This window comes from Stutzerimonas stutzeri (assembly GCF_018138085.1).
GTDB lineage: Bacteria > Pseudomonadota > Gammaproteobacteria > Pseudomonadales > Pseudomonadaceae > Stutzerimonas > Stutzerimonas stutzeri_AI.
Genome location: NZ_CP073105.1, coordinates 1,207,032 through 1,226,875, shown reverse-complemented (window position 1 = coordinate 1,226,875; position 19,844 = coordinate 1,207,032). Strand labels below are relative to the sequence as shown.

At 63.9% G+C, this 19,844-nt stretch carries 19 protein-coding genes; 8 read left to right on the top strand and 11 right to left on the bottom strand.

The features are described from left to right. The first annotated feature begins 94 nt into the window (after positions 1–94). From egtB to KCX70_RS05830, 4 genes are all read left to right on the top strand, one after another. Complete coding sequence (gene egtB, locus KCX70_RS05845; protein ID WP_031311201.1) at positions 95–1,390, top strand: ergothioneine biosynthesis protein EgtB; 1,296 nt, start codon at positions 95–97, stop codon at positions 1,388–1,390. A gap of 3 nt (positions 1,391–1,393) precedes the next feature. After that, positions 1,394–2,359 carry an L-histidine N(alpha)-methyltransferase gene (egtD, locus tag KCX70_RS05840; protein ID WP_021209580.1) on the top strand — a complete coding sequence of 322 codons (966 nt, stop codon included), beginning with the start codon at positions 1,394–1,396 and terminating at the stop codon, positions 2,357–2,359. Next, entirely contained in the window at positions 2,356–4,107 is a 1,752-nt protein-coding gene (locus tag KCX70_RS05835; protein ID WP_212619563.1) for a S8/S53 family peptidase, read from the top strand. Before egtD ends, KCX70_RS05835 begins: the two co-directional genes overlap by 4 nt. A gap of 477 nt (positions 4,108–4,584) precedes the next feature. Beyond that, positions 4,585–6,684: a glycoside hydrolase family 5 protein gene (locus KCX70_RS05830; RefSeq protein WP_212619562.1), complete on the top strand. Its 2,100-nt coding sequence runs from the start codon at positions 4,585–4,587 to the stop codon at positions 6,682–6,684. Between the two features lie 37 nt (positions 6,685–6,721). On the opposite strand, the gene KCX70_RS05825 is transcribed toward KCX70_RS05830, so the two are convergent. Continuing rightward, the gene (locus KCX70_RS05825) at positions 6,722–7,093 is read right to left on the bottom strand and encodes a hypothetical protein (protein ID WP_021209583.1); all 372 of its coding nucleotides are present in this window, start codon (positions 7,091–7,093) and stop codon (positions 6,722–6,724) included. A 156-nt stretch (positions 7,094–7,249) separates the two neighbouring features. On the opposite strand from KCX70_RS05825, the gene KCX70_RS05820 reads away from it, so the two are divergent. Then, complete coding sequence (locus tag KCX70_RS05820; RefSeq protein WP_021209584.1) at positions 7,250–7,546, top strand: hypothetical protein; 297 nt, start codon at positions 7,250–7,252, stop codon at positions 7,544–7,546. 42 nt (positions 7,547–7,588) lie between these two features. Here the strand turns inward: KCX70_RS05820 and KCX70_RS05815 are convergent, their stop codons facing one another. After that, complete coding sequence (locus KCX70_RS05815; RefSeq protein WP_212619561.1) at positions 7,589–8,932, bottom strand: DEAD/DEAH box helicase; 1,344 nt, start codon at positions 8,930–8,932, stop codon at positions 7,589–7,591. Positions 8,933–9,095: 163 nt separating this feature from the next. Next, positions 9,096–9,416: a hypothetical protein gene (locus KCX70_RS05810; protein ID WP_021209586.1), complete on the bottom strand. Its 321-nt coding sequence runs from the start codon at positions 9,414–9,416 to the stop codon at positions 9,096–9,098. A 67-nt stretch (positions 9,417–9,483) separates the two neighbouring features. Between KCX70_RS05810 and KCX70_RS05805 the strand changes: the two genes are divergently transcribed. Together KCX70_RS05805 and KCX70_RS05800 are read left to right on the top strand one after the other, a co-directional pair. Continuing rightward, positions 9,484–10,413: a LysR family transcriptional regulator gene (locus KCX70_RS05805; protein WP_102851377.1), complete on the top strand. Its 930-nt coding sequence runs from the start codon at positions 9,484–9,486 to the stop codon at positions 10,411–10,413. A 77-nt stretch (positions 10,414–10,490) separates the two neighbouring features. Next, positions 10,491–11,042: a peptidylprolyl isomerase gene (locus KCX70_RS05800; RefSeq protein ID WP_021209588.1), complete on the top strand. Its 552-nt coding sequence runs from the start codon at positions 10,491–10,493 to the stop codon at positions 11,040–11,042. Between the two features lie 182 nt (positions 11,043–11,224). Here KCX70_RS05800 and KCX70_RS05795 read toward each other — a convergent pair whose 3' ends face one another. The 8 genes from KCX70_RS05795 to KCX70_RS05760 form a co-directional block, all read right to left on the bottom strand. Continuing rightward, positions 11,225–12,121 carry a CHAD domain-containing protein gene (locus KCX70_RS05795; RefSeq protein WP_212619560.1) on the bottom strand — a complete coding sequence of 299 codons (897 nt, stop codon included), beginning with the start codon at positions 12,119–12,121 and terminating at the stop codon, positions 11,225–11,227. 56 nt (positions 12,122–12,177) lie between these two features. Further along, complete coding sequence (locus KCX70_RS05790) at positions 12,178–13,443, bottom strand: Hsp70 family protein (RefSeq protein WP_102851379.1); 1,266 nt, start codon at positions 13,441–13,443, stop codon at positions 12,178–12,180. 118 nt (positions 13,444–13,561) lie between these two features. Beyond that, positions 13,562–14,908, bottom strand: coding sequence for a spinster family MFS transporter (locus tag KCX70_RS05785; protein WP_102851380.1), 1,347 nt, complete (start codon positions 14,906–14,908; stop codon positions 13,562–13,564). A 125-nt stretch (positions 14,909–15,033) separates the two neighbouring features. After that, positions 15,034–15,816: a hydroxypyruvate isomerase family protein gene (locus KCX70_RS05780; RefSeq protein WP_212619559.1), complete on the bottom strand. Its 783-nt coding sequence runs from the start codon at positions 15,814–15,816 to the stop codon at positions 15,034–15,036. Continuing rightward, the gene (locus KCX70_RS05775; protein ID WP_212619558.1) at positions 15,813–16,700 is read right to left on the bottom strand and encodes an NAD(P)-dependent oxidoreductase; all 888 of its coding nucleotides are present in this window, start codon (positions 16,698–16,700) and stop codon (positions 15,813–15,815) included. Before KCX70_RS05775 ends, KCX70_RS05780 begins: the two co-directional genes overlap by 4 nt. 68 nt (positions 16,701–16,768) lie before the next feature. After that, entirely contained in the window at positions 16,769–17,092 is a 324-nt protein-coding gene (locus tag KCX70_RS05770) for a protealysin inhibitor emfourin (protein WP_212619557.1), read from the bottom strand. 10 nt (positions 17,093–17,102) lie between these two features. Beyond that, positions 17,103–18,158, bottom strand: coding sequence for a M4 family metallopeptidase (locus KCX70_RS05765; RefSeq protein ID WP_212619556.1), 1,056 nt, complete (start codon positions 18,156–18,158; stop codon positions 17,103–17,105). Between the two features lie 175 nt (positions 18,159–18,333). Continuing rightward, entirely contained in the window at positions 18,334–18,666 is a 333-nt protein-coding gene (locus KCX70_RS05760) for a hypothetical protein (protein WP_102851384.1), read from the bottom strand. Positions 18,667–18,902: 236 nt separating this feature from the next. On the opposite strand from KCX70_RS05760, the gene KCX70_RS05755 reads away from it, so the two are divergent. Next, complete coding sequence (locus tag KCX70_RS05755; RefSeq protein ID WP_212619555.1) at positions 18,903–19,754, top strand: putative selenate ABC transporter substrate-binding protein; 852 nt, start codon at positions 18,903–18,905, stop codon at positions 19,752–19,754. The last annotated feature ends 90 nt before the right edge of the window (positions 19,755–19,844 follow it).

The window sequence follows — 19,844 nt, the reverse complement described above, 5'->3', positions numbered from 1 at the left end:
GACAGAAACTTTTGCGCCTCGCTTCGGGTCGCTATAGAGGCGGTTCGGCCGCCCGCAGTCGAGCTTTCGAATGGCGAACGAGGGGGAACGCACCATGGGGAACCTGGCACAACAGCGGGCGGAACAGCCGGCTCTGGCCGAACTGGACTACCTGCTGCAACGCTTCCGGCAGGTTCGCGCGACCAGCGAAGCGATTTGCGCCCCGTTGCAGACCGAAGACTACGTCATCCAGAGCATGCCCGACGTCAGCCCGCCCAAGTGGCATCTGGCGCATGTCAGCTGGTTCTTCGAAGCCTTCCTGCTCAAACCTTATCTGCCCGGCTACAAGCCGCTCGATCCGGCCTACGACTACCTGTTCAACTCCTATTACGAAACCCACGGCACGCCGTTCCCACGCAGCCAGCGCGGGCTGATCTCGCGGCCTGGCGTGGAGGAGGTCTACCGCTTCCGCCAGCACGTCGACCGGGCGATGGGCGACTTGCTCGGCAACCCGCCACAACAGCACGCCGGTGAAATCATGCGCAGGGTCGAGCTGGGCCTGCAGCACGAGCAGCAGCATCAGGAACTGCTGCTGATGGACATCAAGCACATCCTGGCGCACAACCCGCTGCACCCGGTGTATCGCAGCGACCTGAAACCCGCGCCCGCGCTGCACAACGACCGCGTCCGCTGGCACAGCTATGCCGGCGGCGTGCGTCATATCGGCCATGCCGGCAGTGGCTTTGCCTTCGATTGCGAGACGCCGCGGCACCGGCAGTTCGTCGAGGACTTTCAGCTGGCCGACCGCCTGGTAAGCAATCGCGAATACCTGTCCTTCATTGCCGACGGCGGCTACGCGCGCAGCGAGCTCTGGCTGTCCGATGGCTGGGCCCACATCCGCCAGCATGGCTGGAACGCGCCGCTGTACTGGCACCGCGAGGACGGCGGCTGGTGCGAAATGACACTCGGCGGCTTGCAGCCGCTGGATCTGGAAGCGCCCGTCTGCCACGTCAGCTTCTATGAAGCGGACGCTTATGCGCGCTGGGCCGGTGCCCGCTTGCCCACCGAAGCCGAATGGGAAGTCGCCGCCACTGACCAGCCACGGCGTGGCAACTTTCTGGAAAGCGATCATCTGCAACCTGTTCCTGCCAGCGTCCCGCATGAAGGGCCGGCTCAGCTATTCGGCGACGTCTGGGAATGGACGGCCAGCGCCTACCGCCCCTACCCCGGGTTCCGCCCGCTGGAGGGCAGCCTGGGCGAATACAACGGGAAATTCATGTCGGGCCAGATGGTGCTGCGCGGCGGCTGTTGCGCAACGCCGGAGGCCCACATCCGCGCGACCTACCGCAACTTCTTTCAGCCGGCGATGCGCTGGCAATTCGCCGGGCTGCGCCTGGCCAGGGAGCTATGAAACATGGCACTAGCCGTACACTTTCATGACCAGACGCAGCCAACCCACGACAGCTCCCTGCGCGACGAGGCGCTGGCAGGCTTCGCCGCAACACCCAAGCGCATCTCGCCGAAGTTCTTCTACGATCGACGCGGCTCCGAGCTGTTCGAGGAGATCTGCCTGCAGCCCGAATACTACGTGACCCGCACCGAGGAAAAGATCCTCGCCAATGCGGCGAACGAAATACTGGAAATCGCCGGCCCGCAGACCGACCTGATCGAACTGGGCAGCGGCGCCAGCCGCAAGGTCCGCCTCCTGCTCGAGGGGCTGCGTCCGGTCAGCTATCTGGGCATCGACATCTCCGAGGACTTCCTCCTGACCAGCACTCAGCGACTCGCCGCCGATTACCCCTGGCTCGAGGTCCATGCGGCCTGCGCGGATTTCTCCGATGAACTGAAACTGCCGGACGACTTCACCATTCACCATCCGCTGGTGTTCTTTCCCGGCTCGAGCATCGGCAACTTCACCCCGCTGGAAGCGCGCAGGCTGCTCGGGCACCTGCATGAGATTCTCCCGCCGGGCGGCGGCGTGCTGATTGGCGTGGACCTGGTCAAGGACCGCAGCGTGCTGGAGGCGGCCTATAACGACCGCGCCCACGTCACCGCGGCGTTCAACCTCAACCTGCTACAGCGCATCCGCCAGGAGCTGGACAGCGATATCGATCCGTCGCGCTTCACCCATCAGGCATTTTTCAACGAGCAGGATTCGCGGATCGAGATGCACCTGATCAGCCGCGAAGCACAGGACATCACCATCGAAGGCCAGCGCTTTCATTTCGACGCCGGTGAAAGCCTGCATACCGAGAATTCCTACAAATACACGCTGCAGTCCTTCGCCGCGCTCGCCAGCAGCGCCGGCTTCGATTGCAGCGGCCAATGGACCGATGCCCAGGACCTGTTCAGCGTCCATTACCTGCAACGCCGTTCATGAGGCCCATCGCACGCCCTCTAACCGCGCTTGCGCTCGCGCTTGGCCTCGGTACCGCAGCCGCCGAGGAACAGCCGTTGCGGCTCAAGGACCTGCAGCGCTGCGGCGATCTCTTCTCCGCTGAGCACATGACCTTCTGCCTGCGCAGCGAGGGGCTCACCCGCGACGATTTGAACGTGATGCTTCGCGGCAAGCCCGTCGAGGCGACCCGGGCGCAGGATGGCCGGCTTCGCCTGGCCCTGAGTAGACAGAACCATCGAAGTGGTCCGCTCTGGCTGGAGCAAGGTGAGCACCGCAGCAATCCGGTCTGGCTCACCCTCAATGGCAGCCACGTGGTGCCGGCGGGTCCGGACGAAGTCGCCAAGAACATGGACGGCCTGACCACCTATGTGGACCTGGTCAGCGTGATCATCGAGGAGGACCACGACGGACTGCACGAGTCGCGGCGCCTGGCGGAGAAGTACGGTGCCGAAGTGGTGGGTGCCATTGCGCCGCTCAACACCTACCAGCTGCGGCTACCGGTAAAGAACCTGACCGAACGCGACGCGCTGGTGCTGCGCCTGGGCAGCGAAACGAGCGTGGATGCCGTGATCATCGAGGAATCCGGTGCCGAAGAGCCGCTGGAACAAGACAAGCAACCCAAGCCACGCACCAGTGAGTGGGTCGCCAATCGCTTCCTCGATGCAGTGGACTTCTACCAACGGCGGCTGCCGGCACAGAGCGCCCCGATCAAGGCCCAGCCGGTGCGCATCGGCATCATCGAGCGCGACGTCGACTTCGACTCGCCCGAATTCACGGCCTATCTCGGCGAGTGCGATCCGAATACGCCTCGCACCTGCGTTTATGCCCGCGATGCGCAATCGCCAGCGGAACACGGCACCAGCGTCACTGGCATCCTGGCCGCACGCAGCGTCGAAGCGCAAGACCGCGGCTTTCTAACGTCGATCGAGCCGGCGAGCGCAGGCTTCGAGGTCATCGTCGAGCGCAACTCGGACGCCGGTATCACCGCCAACGTCGCGGCCTCGGTCAACCTGGTCGAGGACGGCGTACGGGTGCTGAACTGGAGTTGGGGGATTCATCGCATCGGCACGCGAGATGTCGAGGGGGAAGAGGTGGACTCGCTGATTCGCTCGGGGGTCGCCATGAGTGGTTACGAAGAGCTGCTGGAAGAATTCTTCCTCTGGCTGCGCCGCGAGCATCCCGATGTGCTGGTGGTCAACTCGGCCGGCAACGGCTCGGCCCGCTCGGGCCAGGACGATTACCGCCTGCCCTCCTCCTTCATCACCGAGCAATTGTTGGTGGTGGGCGCCCATCAGCGCGATTTCAGCAAGGATGTGCCGGTCGAACATCCGGACTACGTGACCAAGCGTCCGTCCTCGAACGTGGACATGCGCGTCGACATCACCGCGTCCGCCTGCACCCGCGCGGCCACGCTGCAAACGGGCAAGCGCGGCGAGGTGCACTGCGGTACTTCCTACGCAACCCCCATGGTCACCGGCATCGTCGGCGCCATGTTGTCGATCAATCCAGCCCTGGCGCCTGAACAGTTGCGCGAACTATTACGCCGAAGCGCGCTGACCATCGGCCGCAACAGCGATTTCGAAGCGGCAGAAGCGGATGACCTGACTGCACCGATCCTGCCTTCCGAACGCGGCTATCAATTGGACAACCGGGACATTGGCCGCTCGGCGAGGCTGGACATGCGCAAGGCATTAGAGCTGACGGTGGACAGCCTGCAACAGGTCCGATAACGCGCAGAGCGCTATCAGTTCGCTATTAAGTTCGCTAACCGCGCCTATATACCGCCTCGCTTTGAAATACTCTGTAATACCTGCATTTGCTAGGTTGCTCCGGCACACCACAAACAGACGAAGCGGTGTCTGCCGCGCCTGCATCTTCAAAAATCCGCAAGAGCTTCGATAAATAGCAGTTAATTCAGTAAGTTATTGAATAGAGGCCATTTAATATTTAAAAGCCATCAACTAGTAGCACAACAAATTCTCAATCAACAGCCGACAGAACAACTATTTTATGACGCCAGATTAACTTCAAAAACACGCCGTTAACCTATATAAAACCTATCCACGCGAATCGGGCGGGCTTCTCTCGTCGGTTCGAGTGGATAGGTGGTGTCGTTGGTCGGTGCTTCACTCGTTGCATGTCCTTGGACGCTTCCGCGCTTTTTAAAAGGCTTCGGCCTTTTGTCGTATTAAGTTCCGGAGATCCTCATGTCCATCCAGGCAACATTCAGCGCACCCAAGGTGCTGCTCGGCACCGCCCTGCTGGCCGTAATCGGCTTCAGCCCGCTCCAGCCCGTACACGCGGCGACGCCCAACGCGGCCGTTTCGTCGCTGCAGAGCATCGCGACCGCTCAGGTCAACGACTTCACCAGCTCACAGTGGCTAAGGGGCAGCTGGCGCCAGTCGGCCGGCCTGTCCATCCCGGCCACGGCGGCAAACAAGGCGGCGTTCAGGAAAGGCGTTCAGGTCAGAACCGCGGACGGACAGGTTCGCTCGATCAAGGTGGTTTACTTTTCCGGCGCCCACATGAGCGTGATGTTCTCCGGCAGCGCCCTTGACGCTTCGAAGAACGGTTACCCCAAGACCCTCTCGGCATTGGGAGCGGCGCCATCAGAGGGCGCTGCGGTCGTCGTTCCAAGCACCGATGCGAACCAGAGCAGCGCTGTCGTCCACAGTTCCGCCATCAACAACTACACCAACAACGACTGGCTGAGCGGCGTATGGCGCAGGTCGGCCGGATTGTCGATCCCGGCCAGCAGCGCAAACCGCGCCGCGTTCAAGGTCGGATCGTCGGTCAAGCTGGCGGACGGCCAGGTGCGCAAGATCAGCGCGGTGTACATCTCCGGCAACAACATGAGCGTAATGCTCAGCGGTGCGACCCTCAGCGGCAAGCTCGGCTACCCGAACAAGCTGCTTTCGACCACCAGCACGGCCACTCCAGTGCAGCCCACACCCACGCCGAGTCAGCCCTCCGCGCCAGTGGTCACGCCGCCTGCGAACCAGGCGCCCGCCCAGACCGTGGCGCTGAACGCATTCAACGGCGGCGATTTCGTCAACGGTGTCTACAACACCAGCAAGTTCAACGGTGTATCGGTCAAGGCGACGGCGGAGAACAAGGCCGCATTCCACAAAGGTGCGAAGATCCGCTTCGCCGATGGCCTGGTGCGTAGTATCACACTGATCTATCAATCGGGCGGCAACATGACCGTCATGGTCGACGGTGGAGCCATCAACGGTAAGGCCGTCGGCTATCCGCGCACCGTCTCGGTGAGCAGCACCGGCTTCAGCAATCCCACCCCGAACCCCGGCAGCCAGACGCCTGTCGGCGGCGGCGCACCGGCGAATCCCATCAACCTGGTCGGCATCAACCTGGCCGGCGCCGAATTCGGCGCCGATGTCGCGCTGCCCGGGGTTTATCTGAAGCAGTACATCTACCCCGGCGAGGCGGACTTCAAGCGCTACGCCGAGCGCAACCTGAAACTGGTGCGCCTGCCGTTTCGCTGGGAGCGGATCCAGCCGCGGCTCAACGGCGAGTTGAACCGCGCCGAACTGGGACGCCTGCTGGCGACGCTCGACCATGCCCGCAAGTACGGCATGCAGGTCATCCTCGACATGCATAACTACTACCGCTACTACGGCAAGATGATCGGCTCCGGCGACGTGCCGGTGAGCGCGTTCGCCGATACCTGGCGACGCATCGCCCAGCAGGTCGCCAAGCACCCGGCGGTCTATGGCTACGGCTTGATGAACGAGCCCCACACCACCAACGGCAAGTGGCCCGAAGCCGCCCTTGCCGCCGCGAAGAGCATTCGCAGCGTCGATGCGCAGCATTGGGTGATCATCGCTGGCGATCGCTGGTCGAGCGCGTTCCACTGGCCGTCCTACAACACCCGGCTGGTCAGCGACCCCTGGATGCGCGATGCGAAGAACAACCTGATGTTCGAAGCCCATCTGTACTTCGACAAGGATTACTCCGGCTATTACACGAACCGCCACGAGGTGTATGACCCGATGATAGGCGTGGTCAGGGCCAAACCCTTCGTCGAGTGGCTGAGCAGATACCGGCTACGTGGTTTCATCGGCGAGCACGGCGCACCAGACTATTCTCCTTCGGCCGTCGCCGCGACGGATAACCTGCTCCGGTACCTCGGCCAGCATTGCATCCCGAGCACCTACTGGGCGGCAGGCCCCTGGTGGAACGATTACGCGCTGTCGCTGGACGTCAAGAACGGCAAGCCTCGTCCGCAGCTGCCAGTGCTGCTCAAGCATGCCGCCAACAAGGCCTGCGGAGCGGTCGGCCCGCTCTGACCCGTTGCGCTCCGTGCTCGGCGGAGCGCCGCAAGGCTCAACCCGTCGCCATGCCGTCGAAGACTTCAGGGGTGAGTGCCGACTCGCCCTTTTCGTCCAGCCGTTGACGATGGCCGAGGTCGCCGCCTTCGAGCATGTTAAGCAAGCGCACGCCGCGCTCGGTCAGCACGAAGTTCTCGCCATTGCCACCTTCCTCCTCGGGACGCGCCACCATGAAACCTCCCTCGAAAAGAAAGCTTTCGTAGTTCTGCGCTTCGGCCTTCAACGAATCCATGTTGGGCATCGGCTGGCCGGCCTCTTCCATCGCCAGCGCATGCTCATCGGCATACTGGCGCGGGGCGAAGGGCTCGTTGCCGGCTTTCTGCGCTTCTCGGAGCAGGCGCAACATCAGGTCCCAGTCGTAGCTCATGTCCGTTCTCCTGTCGCACCGCCACAGAACGGCGGCTCTTGCACATTCGGACCCCGCCGCCAGCGGCATGGTTCGATCCCGGCCCAACGGAAACGGCTGAACTAAAGCGCGTCGACGGCAATCAACCGAACAGATCGATGACAAAAGGAGCGCGCCATGAGACGCCTGATACTCCCCCTCACCCTCGCCCTGCTGGCCAGCCAGCCGGTGCTCGCCGACCAATGCACGACCGACCAGATCAACGAAAAGGCCAAGGAGCTCGCCGATCGCGTCAGTGCACTGACCGAGAACGATCCCAAACGCGCCACGGAGATCAATCAGGAGTTGCGGGACATGGAGGTCAAGCAGACCGCCGAGCAGCTCGGCAATGAGTGCGAGGCTTACGACAAGCGCATCGAGCACGTCGAGCAGGCGGAGAAGGACGCCGATATCGCACCGGCTGAAAAACGCTGAATCACCTGAGCCGGGGTAGCGGATCCACCCCGGCTGCGTGGATCACTGCGGTGTAGGTTTCTTGCGGCGCAGCGGCGCCAAGCCATCCTGGCTGACCAGCGGAGCCGGGGCCTCGCGCTTGGCGTTCTTCGGACGCTTGGCCACCGGCTTCGCTGCCGGCTTGCCCTTCTTGTCCGCCGCCTTCTTTTTGTCTTCTTTTTTCTTCTTGGTACCGGCGGCCTTGCCCGAAGCCTTGAGATTCTTCGGTCCCATGTAGCTACCCTTGAGACCCTTGATCACACGACGCTCGAAGCGCTGCTTGAGGTAGCGCTCGATGCTGGACATCAGGTTCCAGTCGTTGTGGCAGATCAGCGAGATCGCCAGCCCTTCGGCACCCGCGCGGCCGGTACGGCCGATGCGGTGCACGTACTCGTCACCCGAGCGCGGCATGTCGAAGTTGATCACCAGATCCAGGCCTTCGATATCCAACCCGCGCGCGGCCACATCGGTCGCTACCAATACCTTGACGCCGCCCTCCTTGACCCGATCGATGGCCAGCTTGCGGTCCTTCTGGTCCTTGTCGCCGTGTAGCACGAAGGCCTTCACCCCCTCGGCGACCAGCCGGCCATAGAGGCGGTCGGCCTGCACTCGGGTGTTGGTGAAGATCACCGCCTTCTTGTAGGTTTCGTTGGCCAGCAGCCAATGGACCAGCTTTTCCTTGTGCTCGGTATCCTCGGCCGTGATGATCTGCTGGCGCGTGCCCTCGTTCAGCTCACTGACCCGGTTGAGCTGCAGATGCAGCGGGTCACGCAACACGGCGGCGGTCATCTCGCGCAGCGCCGCACCTCCGCTGGTGGCGGAAAACAGCAGCGTCTGCTGGCGCTTGGCGCATTCGCCGACCAGGCGCTGCACATCCTCGGCAAAGCCCATGTCGAGCATGCGGTCGGCTTCGTCGAGGATCAGCAGCTCGACATCCTTGAGGATCAACGTACCGGAGTTCAGGTGTTCGATCAGGCGCCCCGGGGTGCCGATGAGAATGTCCGGCACCTTGCGCAGGATAGCGGCCTGGACCTTGAAGTCCTCGCCACCGGTGATCATCGCCGACTTGATGAAGGTGAACTGCGAGAAGCGCTCGACTTCCTTGAGCGTCTGCTGCGCCAGTTCACGGGTCGGCAGCAGAATCAGCGCGCGCACGTCGGTACGCACCACGGCGTCGCCGATCAGCCGATTGAGCATCGGCAGCACGAAGGCGGCGGTCTTGCCGCTGCCGGTCTGCGCCGTCACCCTCAGGTCACGCCCTTCCAGCGCGGGAGGAATGGCCGCCACCTGCACCGGGGTCGGCTCGACGAATTTGAGTTCGGCGACCGCCTTGAGCAGGCGTTCGTGGAGGGCGAATTGGTCAAACAAGGGGGACTACCTCAGGATCGAAAAAACGTCGCATAGATTAACCCGTCCGGCGCACTCAGCGGCGGCTTTGTGCTGCGCAACGGTGGAACCGGACGCCGAGCGGGCTTTAGCGGGCGCAGGGCGCCAGACGAGTCGACGGCGGCCAGGTGGGCTGAGGCCGATGTCATTGCGGCTCGCAGGTCAGCTTGATGCGCAAGCGAATGACATCGCGCTTGAATTTCGCCGTCATCGGTTTGCGCTCGCCCGCCTGCAATGTCAGGTGCCGGGTGCGAGGTGCTTCCGGTCCGTTGCGAAACACCGCATTACACTCCACCGGGCGGTTGCCATAGTTCTGCAACAGCAACCCCGCCATGTCGCGGTCGATGGTTTCGGTGCTGGCCAGCACCTCGGCGCCGTTGAGCGTTTGCTCCAGCTCCACGGGATAGCTGACGGCCAGGGCGCTCAATGGGAAGATGGCGAGCGCGACAACGCAAAGTTTATTCATATTCAAGCGGACTCCTCGTGAAGGCGAGTGCCAGCGTACCAGACCGACGCAACAGGAAAGCACTGGAATGAAAGTACCCCGCGTGACCCTCGATCAATGGCGGACCCTGCAAGCGGTGATCGACCATGGCGGCTTCGCCCAGGCCGCGGAAATGCTGCATCGCTCGCAGTCCTCGGTCAGCTACACCGTGGCACGCATGCAGGAGCAACTGGGCGTGCCTCTGTTGCGTATCGATGGTCGCAAGGCGGTGCTTACCGATGCCGGCGAGGTGCTGCTGCGGCGCTCGCGGCAACTGGTGCACCAGGCCGGCCAGCTGGAAGACCTGGCCCACCACATGGAGCAGGGCTGGGAGGCCGAGGTGCGGCTGGTAGTCGATGCCGCTTACCCCAACGCCAAGCTGATTCGCGCACTCACCGCCTTCATGCCGCAGAGCCGCGGCTGTCGGGTGCGCTTGCGCGAGGAGGTGCTGTCCGGCGTCGAGGAGGTGCTCAAGGACGGTACGGCCGATCTGGCCATCAGCGGCCTGGACATCACCGGCTATCTCGGCCAGGAGCTGGGCAACGTGGAGTTCATCGCCGTTGCTCATCCCAACCATGCGCTGCATCAGTTGCAGCGCAAGCTCAGCGTGCAGGACCTGCAAAGCCAGATGCAGGTGGTCGTGCGCGATTCGGGCGTGCGCCAGCCGCGCGACAGCGGCTGGCTCGGTGCCGAACAGCGCTGGACGGTGGGCAGCCTCGCCACCTCGGTCGGCTTCGTCAGTAGCGGCCTTGGCTTTGCCTGGCTGCCCCGCCACATGATCGCGCGCGAGCTGGCCGAGGGCGCGCTCAAGCCGTTGCCCTTGATCCAGGGCAGCATTCGACGGCCGCTGTTCTACCTCTATACGAACCCGGACCGGCCACTCGGGCCGGCCACGCAGATTCTCATCGACCTGATCAAGACGTACGATGCACAAGCACAAACGCCCGTTCAGGCGCTGAGCGCCAAGCGCGAAGGCTGAGGCGCAGCCGCCGCGCCTGGTTTCGATCCGGCCTGCCTGAGCGGGCCACCCAGGCTTACCCATACCAGGAACGCACCATGAAACGACTCGTACTCGCCGCCTGTTCGCTACTGCTGGCCGGCAACCTGCTTGCCGCGGAGAATCCTCACGTCCTGCTCAACACCAGCATGGGCGAAATCGAAATAGAACTGGAAGCCGAGAAGGCGCCGATCAGCACGAAGAACTTTCTCGAATACGTCGAGAGCGGCTTTTATGACGGCACCGTTTTCCATCGGGTGATCCCGGGCTTCATGGTTCAGGGCGGTGGCTTCAACGAAGGATTGAATCAGAAGAAGACCCGCGAGCCGATCAAGAACGAGGCCGACAATGGCCTGCACAACGTCCGTGGCACCCTGGCGATGGCCCGTACCCAGAGCGTCGACTCGGCCACCAGCCAGTTCTTCATCAATCACCGTGACAACGATTTCCTCGACCATGGCAGCCGCGATTTCGGCTATGCGGTGTTCGGCAAGGTGGTGCGCGGCATGGACGTGGTCGACCAGATCGCCCAGGTGCCGACCGGCAACCGCAGCATGATGCAGAACGTACCGCTGACACCGGTGAAGATCGTTTCGGCGAAGAAGCTCTGACCGAACGACGGCGCACACGGCCTGGGCCGGGCGCCGTTACCCTTGGCAGCTCATCGGCAAGCTGCGCGAATACCTGCCGGCTGCAATGATCGGTTCACTCGCACCGAGCTGGAAACGGTGCTGACAATCACGAGCAAAACAGCCAGGCGACCTGACACCAGATCGGCCCGGCAACCCGCGCGCTACTCGGTGGCGCCGTCCCAGTAGCGCCGCCAGCGCGCCACCAACTCTGCAGGCGCCTCAGCGTAAAGTTCGCCGCCCAGCTTCAGCGCAGCACTCTGCAACTCGCTGCGACGCTCGGCAATCAGGTTGCCGAGGCGCTCCTGCATCGCCTCGTCGCCGAACAGCTCCGGCTGTTGCTGCATGAGCTGGCGCATCACCGCGAGATCGTGGTCATCGCCGAGCAGATCGGCGAGCTTCTTCAACGAGTCGCTGCGCAACTGCATCAGCTTCGGCCAGCTCGGCGCCAGCAACCGCGTCTGGTACCAGTGATCCTTGACCCGCTTGCGCCACTGATGGAGCTGCTCGTCGCTCAGATCGAGCCTGACCCTGGCCAGCTCCGCGCAGCCATCGGCGTAGGTGCGCTTTATTCCGCCCGCCAACAGATCGAAGCCCTTGGCCTGCAGCGGCCAGCTGTCGATACGGACCTGCCCGCCCTTCAGCTCGTCGATCACCTTGGCGATGCGCGTGTCGATCTCGGCAACGCCGCTTCCGGCGTGATCTGCCCTGGCCCGTAGCCGCCGCCTGGCCTGCCTGAACGTCGTCTCGGCGAACGGCTCGGGGAAACGTGCCGCCAGCGCGTCCCAGCTTTCCAGCATGGCGGTGGCGTCGCGCGACTCGGCCAGTTGCCGGCCCAGGTCCCGCAGGTGATGGTTCTCGCGCTGAAATTCGTCACCCAGCGGTTTGCGCACCAGCCGCAGCAACGCGCGCAGCTCCTTGAAGCGCTTGCGTGCCTGGTGCACGCCTTCGCCCCGCTCCGCGGGCGGCACGCTCAAGGCCTCGATGGCTTTGTCGAACCCCTGCCGGGCGACCTTGCGCACCTCGACAGCTGGATCTCGCGGACGCAGTTTGTACCCCATGAAAACCCCCGATCAGGCCCGCTGCCAGGCTTGAGACAGCAGGCATGACGGGCGAATCAACCGTAGCGCTTGCGCGCCTCGATGGCCAGACCGCTGCCGATGCTGCCGAAGCGATTGCCCTCGACGTGACGTGCCCGCGGCAGCAGTGCGGCAACGCTCTGGCGCAACGCCGGAATGGCACTCGAACCGCCGGTGAAGAACACCGTATCGATATCCGCATGCTTGAGCCCGGCACTTGCCAGCAATTGACTGACATTGGCGCGGATTCGTTCGAGCAGCGGCTCGATCGCCGTTTCGAATACGGGCCGTGTCAGCGCGGCTTCCAGGCCGGGTTCGATTCGCGCGAAGTCGATCAGGTAGCGTTCATGCTCGGTCAACTCGATCTTGCCCTGCTCCACCTGCATGGCAAGCCAGTGTCCGGCGCGCTGCTCGATCAGGCTGAACAGCCGGTCGATGCCGGTGGGGTCGACGATGTCGTAGCGCATGCTCTGCAGTGCGCGCAGCGAAGCCGGCGCATAGACCGCATTGATGGTGTGCCAGGTGGCCAGGTTGAGGTGCGTGCTGGTGGGCATCGGCGCATCGCTTTTCATCCGGCTGCCGTAGCCGAACAGCGGCATCACGCCCTGCAGGCTGAGCTGCTTGTCGAAGTCGGTGCCGCCGATGTGCACGCCGGAGGTGGCGAGGATGTCGCTCTGACGGTCGTCGATCGCCCGTCGCTCCGGGGCCAGCCTTACCAGGGAAAAATCCGATGTACCGCCACCGATGTCGACGATCAGCACGCGCTCCTCACGCTCGATGCGCGACTCGTAATCGAACGCCGCTGCAATGGGCTCGTACTGGAACGACACATCCTTGAAGCCGATCTTCCGGGCGGCGGCCGCGAGGGTATCGGCGGCTTCCTTGTCGGCCTGCGGATCGTCATCGACGAAGAACACCGGGCGGCCCAGCACCACTTCGTCGAAGGAGCGCCCGGCCTGCTCTTCAGCGCGCTGTTTGAGCGTACCGAGGAACAGCGCGAGGATGTCCTTGAACGGCATGGCGCTGCCCAGCACCGTAGTTTCGCTCTTGAGCAGCTTGGAGCCCAGCAGGCTCTTGAGCGAACGCATCAGCCGCCCTTCGTAGCCTTCCAGATACTCGGCCAGGGCCAACCGGCCGTACACCGGGCGGCGCTCCTCGACGTTGAAGAAAACTACGGACGGCAGGGTGTGCTGTGCGTCTTCCAGCACCAGCAGCGGATCGGTGCCGGGGCGCCACCAGCCAACGGTGGAATTGGAGGTGCCGAAGTCGACGCCGCAGGCACGGGCGGGGGTCGGGTTTTGCATAAGCGGTCCGGACTGCCAAAAAACGGCCGCGCAGTGTATGCGAGCCTGCACGAGTTTGCAGGTCAATCGTCGGAGAGCCTGCCGCCGACCGCCAACGGGCGGTCGACAGCCTGGGGGATCAGGCCAGAGCGGCCTCGGCTTCGCTGACTGACAGACTCATGCCGTCGGTCATGCGCTTGGCGTCATGACAGAAGGTGCGCGACGCCTGGAACAGGAACACCATGGTCAGCAGCAGCGACGCCGGGATCAGGTACATGGCGCCGTGCAACCCTTCGGCCCGGAACACTTCGCTCATCTCGCTGGCCCCGGCGGCCAGCATCGCCGCAGTGGCGAAATGGTCCGACAGCAGCCCCACCACCACAGTGCCCATGCCACCTCCGAGCAGGTACAGCCCGGCGAAGAACAGCGCCATGGCCGTGGCCCGAAGGCGCGGCTCGACCACGTCCTGAATGGCGGTGTAGACGCAGGTGTAGAAGTTGTAGGAAAACAGCCAGCCGATACTGAAGACCGCCACGAACACGCCGACCTCGATGCGCCCTGCCAGCAGCGCGTAGCCCGTCGCCAGGGTGGCGACGGCCATGCTCACGGCAGCGAAGATCAGCCGGCCCCGGGCGAAGCGTTGATGGATCTTGTCGGCAACCCAGCCGCCGAAGGTCAGGCCGATCAGACCGGTCAGGCCGACGATCACACCGGTAGCGATGGACGCCTCCACCAGCGGCACGGCGTGATAGCGCATCAACAGCGGCACCATGAAGGCGTTGCAGGCGTAGGTGGCGAAGTTGAACGCCAATCCCGCCAGTACCAGCCACCAGAAGGTGCGGATCGCCAGGACCTTGCGCACCGGTTGCTGCACCGGCTCCTGGGAAACCTTGACCGTCTCGGCTGCTCCGCGCTGAGGTTCGCGCACCAGGAAGATGAACAGCGCCAGCACCAGGCCCGGGACGGCGGCGATGAAGAACGGCGCACGCCAGCTACCGAAGTACTGCACCATCGAGCCGATGGTGAAAAACGCCAGCAGCAGCCCCAGCGGCAGGCCGAGCATGAAGATGCCCATCGCCCGGGCGCGCTTGTTGGCCGGGAACAGATCACCTATCAACGAGTTGGCGGCCGGCGCGTAGCTGGCTTCACCGATGCCGATGCCCATGCGCACCAGCAGAAAGCTCCAGAAGTTCCAGGCGAAGCCGTTGACCGCCGTCAGGCCGCTCCAGACGGTGAGCCCCCAACCCATGATCTTGCGACGCGAGCCGACGTCGGCCATGCGCCCCAGCGGCACCCCGGCGATCGCATAGATGATGGTGAAGGCCGTGCCGATCAGGCCCAGCTGGAAATCGTTGAGATTCCACTCCAGCCGGATCGGCTCGGCGATGATCGCCGGAATGGTGCGATCGAAGAAGTTGAACAGGTTGGCCAGAAACAGCAGGAACAGGACGCGCCAGGCGTTCGCGGCTTGGGTGGATGGCTGCATGACGTCGCTCTCGAGTTATTGTTATGCGCCGGCCGCTTGCTGACCGACTCGCGAACTGACTCTAGAGTTCTCCGCGCCGCCTGTCTGTCACCATCATCTTCGCTTATGCCAGCCAATGCGGCGGCTCAGAGCCGCCGCCAGCCCTCGAGCCAGGCGAGCCCGGCCGTGGTACTCGGGCCTTCGGGGCGGTATTCGGCCGCCAGCCAACCGTCGTAGTTCACCTCGCGCAGCGCATCGAACAAGGGTTCGAACGCCACCGAGCCGCTACCCGGCGCGCCGCGACCGGGGCAGTCGGCAAATTGCACATGACCGATTCGCTCGCCCAGCAGCCGGATCCCCGCCGCGACATCCAGCTCCTGGCGAGCCATGTGGTAAAGATCCAACTGCGCCTGGCAGTTGGAATGATCGACGCGCTCGAGCAGCACCTTTAGATGCTCGGGCGTGTTGATCAGAAAGCCCGGCATGTCCAGCGGGTTGATCGCCTCGCACAGTACCCGGATGCCGAGCAGCGCAAAGGCGTCGGCGCTCTTGCGCAGGTTGGCGACCAGGGTGTCCAGCGCCTCATCGCGCGAGACGCCGGCGGCCAGCCGGCCGGGTAGCACGTTGACGCAGGCCGGGCGGGTCATTGCGGCGTAGCTCAAGGCTTCCTGCAACGCCGCGTCGAAGTCGGCCTGTCGCGATGGCACCGCCGCCAGCCCGGCGCCACCGGTCATGAAATCCCCCGCCGGCAGGTTGATCAGCACCAGTGGCAATCCCGCCCGCTCGAGCAATTCCTTCAGGCGAATCGCCGGCAATTCATAGGGAAACTGGATTTCCACGCCATCGAAGCCAGCGACCTTCGCCGCCATGATGCGCTCGGCCAGCGGCAGCTCGTTGAACAACATGGACAGGTTGGCGGCAATCTTCATTGGACTCGCTCCCGGAACAGCTCGATCAGGGTGGAGGGGTCGTGCTCCAGATGGCCATGGCTCCCGTGCAGGCGCATCAGCTGCGCGGCGAGCCCCGCCATTGGCGTCGCGCTGCCCGCCTCACGGGACAACCGGACCGCCGTATCCAGGTCCTTGAGCAGGGTTCGCACGTACCATTTCACCGGTTCGAATTCGCTGGCGGCCATCTGCGGGGCGAGGATCTGCAGCGGTTTCGAATCGGCGAAGCCGCCGGCCAGCGCCGGCGCCAGCAGACTGGCGTCGACGCCGGAGCGTTCGGCCAGGGCGACCACTTCGGCGATGACCAGCGCATTGCAGCCGACGATCATCTGGTTACAGGCCTTGGTCACCTGACCCGCGCCGACGCCACCCATGTGGGTCAGCCGCTGGCCCAGATGCGCCAGCACCGGGCGGGCGCGCTCGACATCTTCAGCGCGACCGCCGGCCATGATCGCCAGCGTGCCCGCCTCGGCGCCGGCCGTGCCACCGGACACCGGCGCATCGACCCAGTACATGCCGCAGCGTGATTCGAGCTCGGCAGCCATGTTGCGCGTAGCGGCCGGCTCGAGGCTGGAGTGGTCGATCAGCAACTGGCCAGGCCGTGCGCCCTCGACGATGCCGCCTGCGCCGAAAACCACCTCGCGCACGACTGCGGTATCGGCCAGGCACAGCAGCACCAGATCGGCGGCAGCACAGAGTTCGGCCGGGCTATCTACCCGCCGTGCACCGGCTTCGACCAGGGACGCGCATTTTTCAGGCGAACGGTTCCAGACGGTCAGCGGGTAACCGGCGGCAAGCAGCCGATGGCACATGCGATGACCCATCAAGCCAATGCCGGCGAAGGCAACGGATGGCAACTCGGACATGAAGCGTTCCTCGGAAAACGGGGGTCGGCGATTCTAGCCCCGCGACAATGCGTAGGCGCAAGTCGGCTTCAGCGTAGTTCGCCCTTGTCCCAGAGCCGCACCAGTTCCCCAGGCGCCTGCTCTTCCGGGATACGCAGCACCATCTCGTCGTCGCGCTCCCGCTCCCGGTAACGCAACTCGATCTGATAGTAACGACGGTCGCCATGCCCGCCGTCGTCCGACGCCAGCGGCAGGCAGCCCTCCAACAGCGAACACAACTGTCCGCGCTGCTGCTCGTCGCAGCTGGCGAAATCGATTTCGCGAGGCCGACTGAGTGCCTGGATCGCGGCGAAGCCGCCCTGCCTCGACAAGCGCACGGACGCATCCTTGCCCAACGGTGGCAGCTGTTTCATGGAACCCTCCTCAGCTCACTGATACCCCAACGTCGGCCCAGGCCCGCCGCACGAACCGCAGCTCATCCGCGTCACCGAAGCGCGCCTCGGCATGAACCAGGGTGAGCTGGGCGAACGCAGCGAAACTCGCATCGTTGGCCAAACGGCGATCGCAGAGGGTGTCGTACCAGATGCGCCCGGCCGTCTCCCAGGCATGGCCGCCGATGGCCGTCGCCGCCAGGTAGAACGCGCGGTTGGGAATGCCGGAGTTGAGGTGCACACCGCCGTTGTCGTCGCGAGTGTCGACGTAGTCGCGCATGTGCCCCGGTTGTGGATCCTTGCCCAGCAACGGGTCGTCGTAGGCGCTTCCCGGGTTGGCCATCGAGCGCAGCGCAACACCCTGCACCTTGTCGGTCAGCAGCTCGGCGCCGATCAGCCAGTCCGCCTGATCCGCAGTCTGGCCGAGGCCGAACTGTTTGACCAACACCCCGAACACATCGGAGATCGACTCGTTCAACGCGCCGGACTGGTTGAAATAGACCAGCCCTGCCTCGCTTTCGATCACCCCGTGGGCCAGCTCGTGCGCCACGACATCCAGCGATGAGGTGAAGCGATTGAAGATCTCGCCGTCACCGTCGCCAAAGACCATCTGCGCACCGTTCCAGAAGGCGTTTTCGTAGCCGACGCCGTAATGCACCGTCCCGACCAGCGGAAACCCGTGATTGTCGATCGAGTTGCGGCCCAGCACCTGCCAGAAGAACTGGTGTGTCTTGCCAAGCGCTTCATAGGCCTCATCGACCGCCGCATCGCCGACGGCCGGTTGGCCTTCGATCCGCGCCAGCACACCCGGCAACACCATTTGTTGCTGGGCATCGTGGATGCTGCGCCGCGGCTCCCCTGGCCGAGCCCCCTCGGGCACGACGCCGACCATAGGCTGGCGCTTGGGCGGACCGGGATTCGGCAGCAGGCTGCGTACATGCGTCAAGGTGCCCAGCGCGCGCTCGCGCTGCCCTTGCGAGCCGTGATCGATGATCCGGTCGAGGATGTAGGGTGGGATGAATCCGTGTTGCGCGGTTGGCTCGTGCATGGCCCCTCCGATGATCGATACCGACGAAGCATCCATGCACGTCTGATTCGGACCTGACCGAAGCGTTCTCGCCCAGTTCGTTTACTGAGGATATAGCAGCCCCGTGAGAAACCCGGTACGCGATCCGCCGCGAGGCAGGGCCAAGCCGGGCAACGATCCCGGAGCGATGCGGATGTCAGCCGACGACCGAGCCGTCATTGGCCGCAGGGGCCTGAGTGGTCGATGGCTGGCGACGCTCCAGGGCCTCGATGGCCTGGTCGAGCTGTTTGATGCAGAGATCGATCGCCATCTGCCTCAGCGCGTCCGGCCAGTCATGGTCCGCCGCCGGCTCGACCATATCGAGAAAGCCGGAGTAACCGACCAACATGCCCTGCCTGACTTTCAACGTCTCCCCCGCGGTGACGATCGTCACCGGATCGCGCGAGGTGATCGTCGCCCCGGAGGCGAGTAATTCATCGATGTGTTTACGAAGGGCATGAAGCGTGCGCTTGTCCTGCCTTGGATTCATAGCAATAAGCCACCATCGTCCGTGAAGGCGGCGATTCTAGTTAACCGAGATCTGAATCACAAAAAAAATGTTTAGGCCGAGCCAGACTTTTTTGGGGCTGATGCTCAGGCTGGCCAGGACGAATCCGCCGCCGCGATCGCCGACATCCTCCGCCGCCGCCACGAAGCGACTTGCCCGTGCAGGGCTTGCAACCTCTATAATCCGCGCGCTTTCCGCTATTTAACCGGAGAACCACAATGCTGAAGCGCACCTTGGCAGCCCTTGCCGGCCTTGCCGTATCCTTGTCTTTCGTAACCGCTCATGCCGCCGAAACGCTTCGGGTGTCGGCTATCCCCGACGAAGCGCCAACCGAACTGATCCGCAAGTTCGAGCCACTGGGCAAATACCTCGAGAAAGAACTGGGCATGCCGGTGAAATTCACCCCGGTCTCCGATTATGCCGCCGTGGTTGAAGCGCTCGCGTCCGATCGGCTCGACCTGGCCTGGCTCGGTGGTTTCACCTTTGTCCAGACCCGCCTGAAGACCGGCGATGCGATCCCTCTGGTGCAGCGCGAGCAGGACGAACAGTTCACCAGCAAATTCATCACCGCCGATCCCGACGTGAAAACGCTGCAGGATCTCAAGGGCAAGACCTTCGCCTTCGGCTCCGTCTCCTCGACCTCCGGCAGCCTGATGCCACGCTATTTCATGATCAGGGACGGCATCGATCCCGAGCAGTTCTTCAAGCGCATCGCCTACTCCGGCGCGCATGACGCGACTGCCGCCTGGGTCGAAGCCGGCAAAGCCGACGGTGGCGTGCTCAATGCGTCGGTGTGGGAAAAACTGGTCGCCGCAGGCAAGGTCGACACGGACAAGGTGCGAGTGATCTCCACCACACCGCCGTACTACGACTACAACTGGACGGTGCGCGGCGATCTCGATCCAGTGCTGGTGGACAAGATCAAGGCGGCGTTCCTCGCGCTCGACCCAGCCAACCCGGAACACAAGAAGATTCTCGATCTGCAAGCCGCCAGCCGCTTCATCGAGACTCGCGCGGAAAATTACGAAGGCATCGAGCAAGCCGCGCGTGCCGCTGGTTTGCTGAAGTAGAGCCGCGGCTCCCACACGCAGCGGCCACGAAGTGGCCGGCACCCGGCCGGCCCACCTAGCCGTACCTAGGGGCACGCCCCCCGCAGGCGC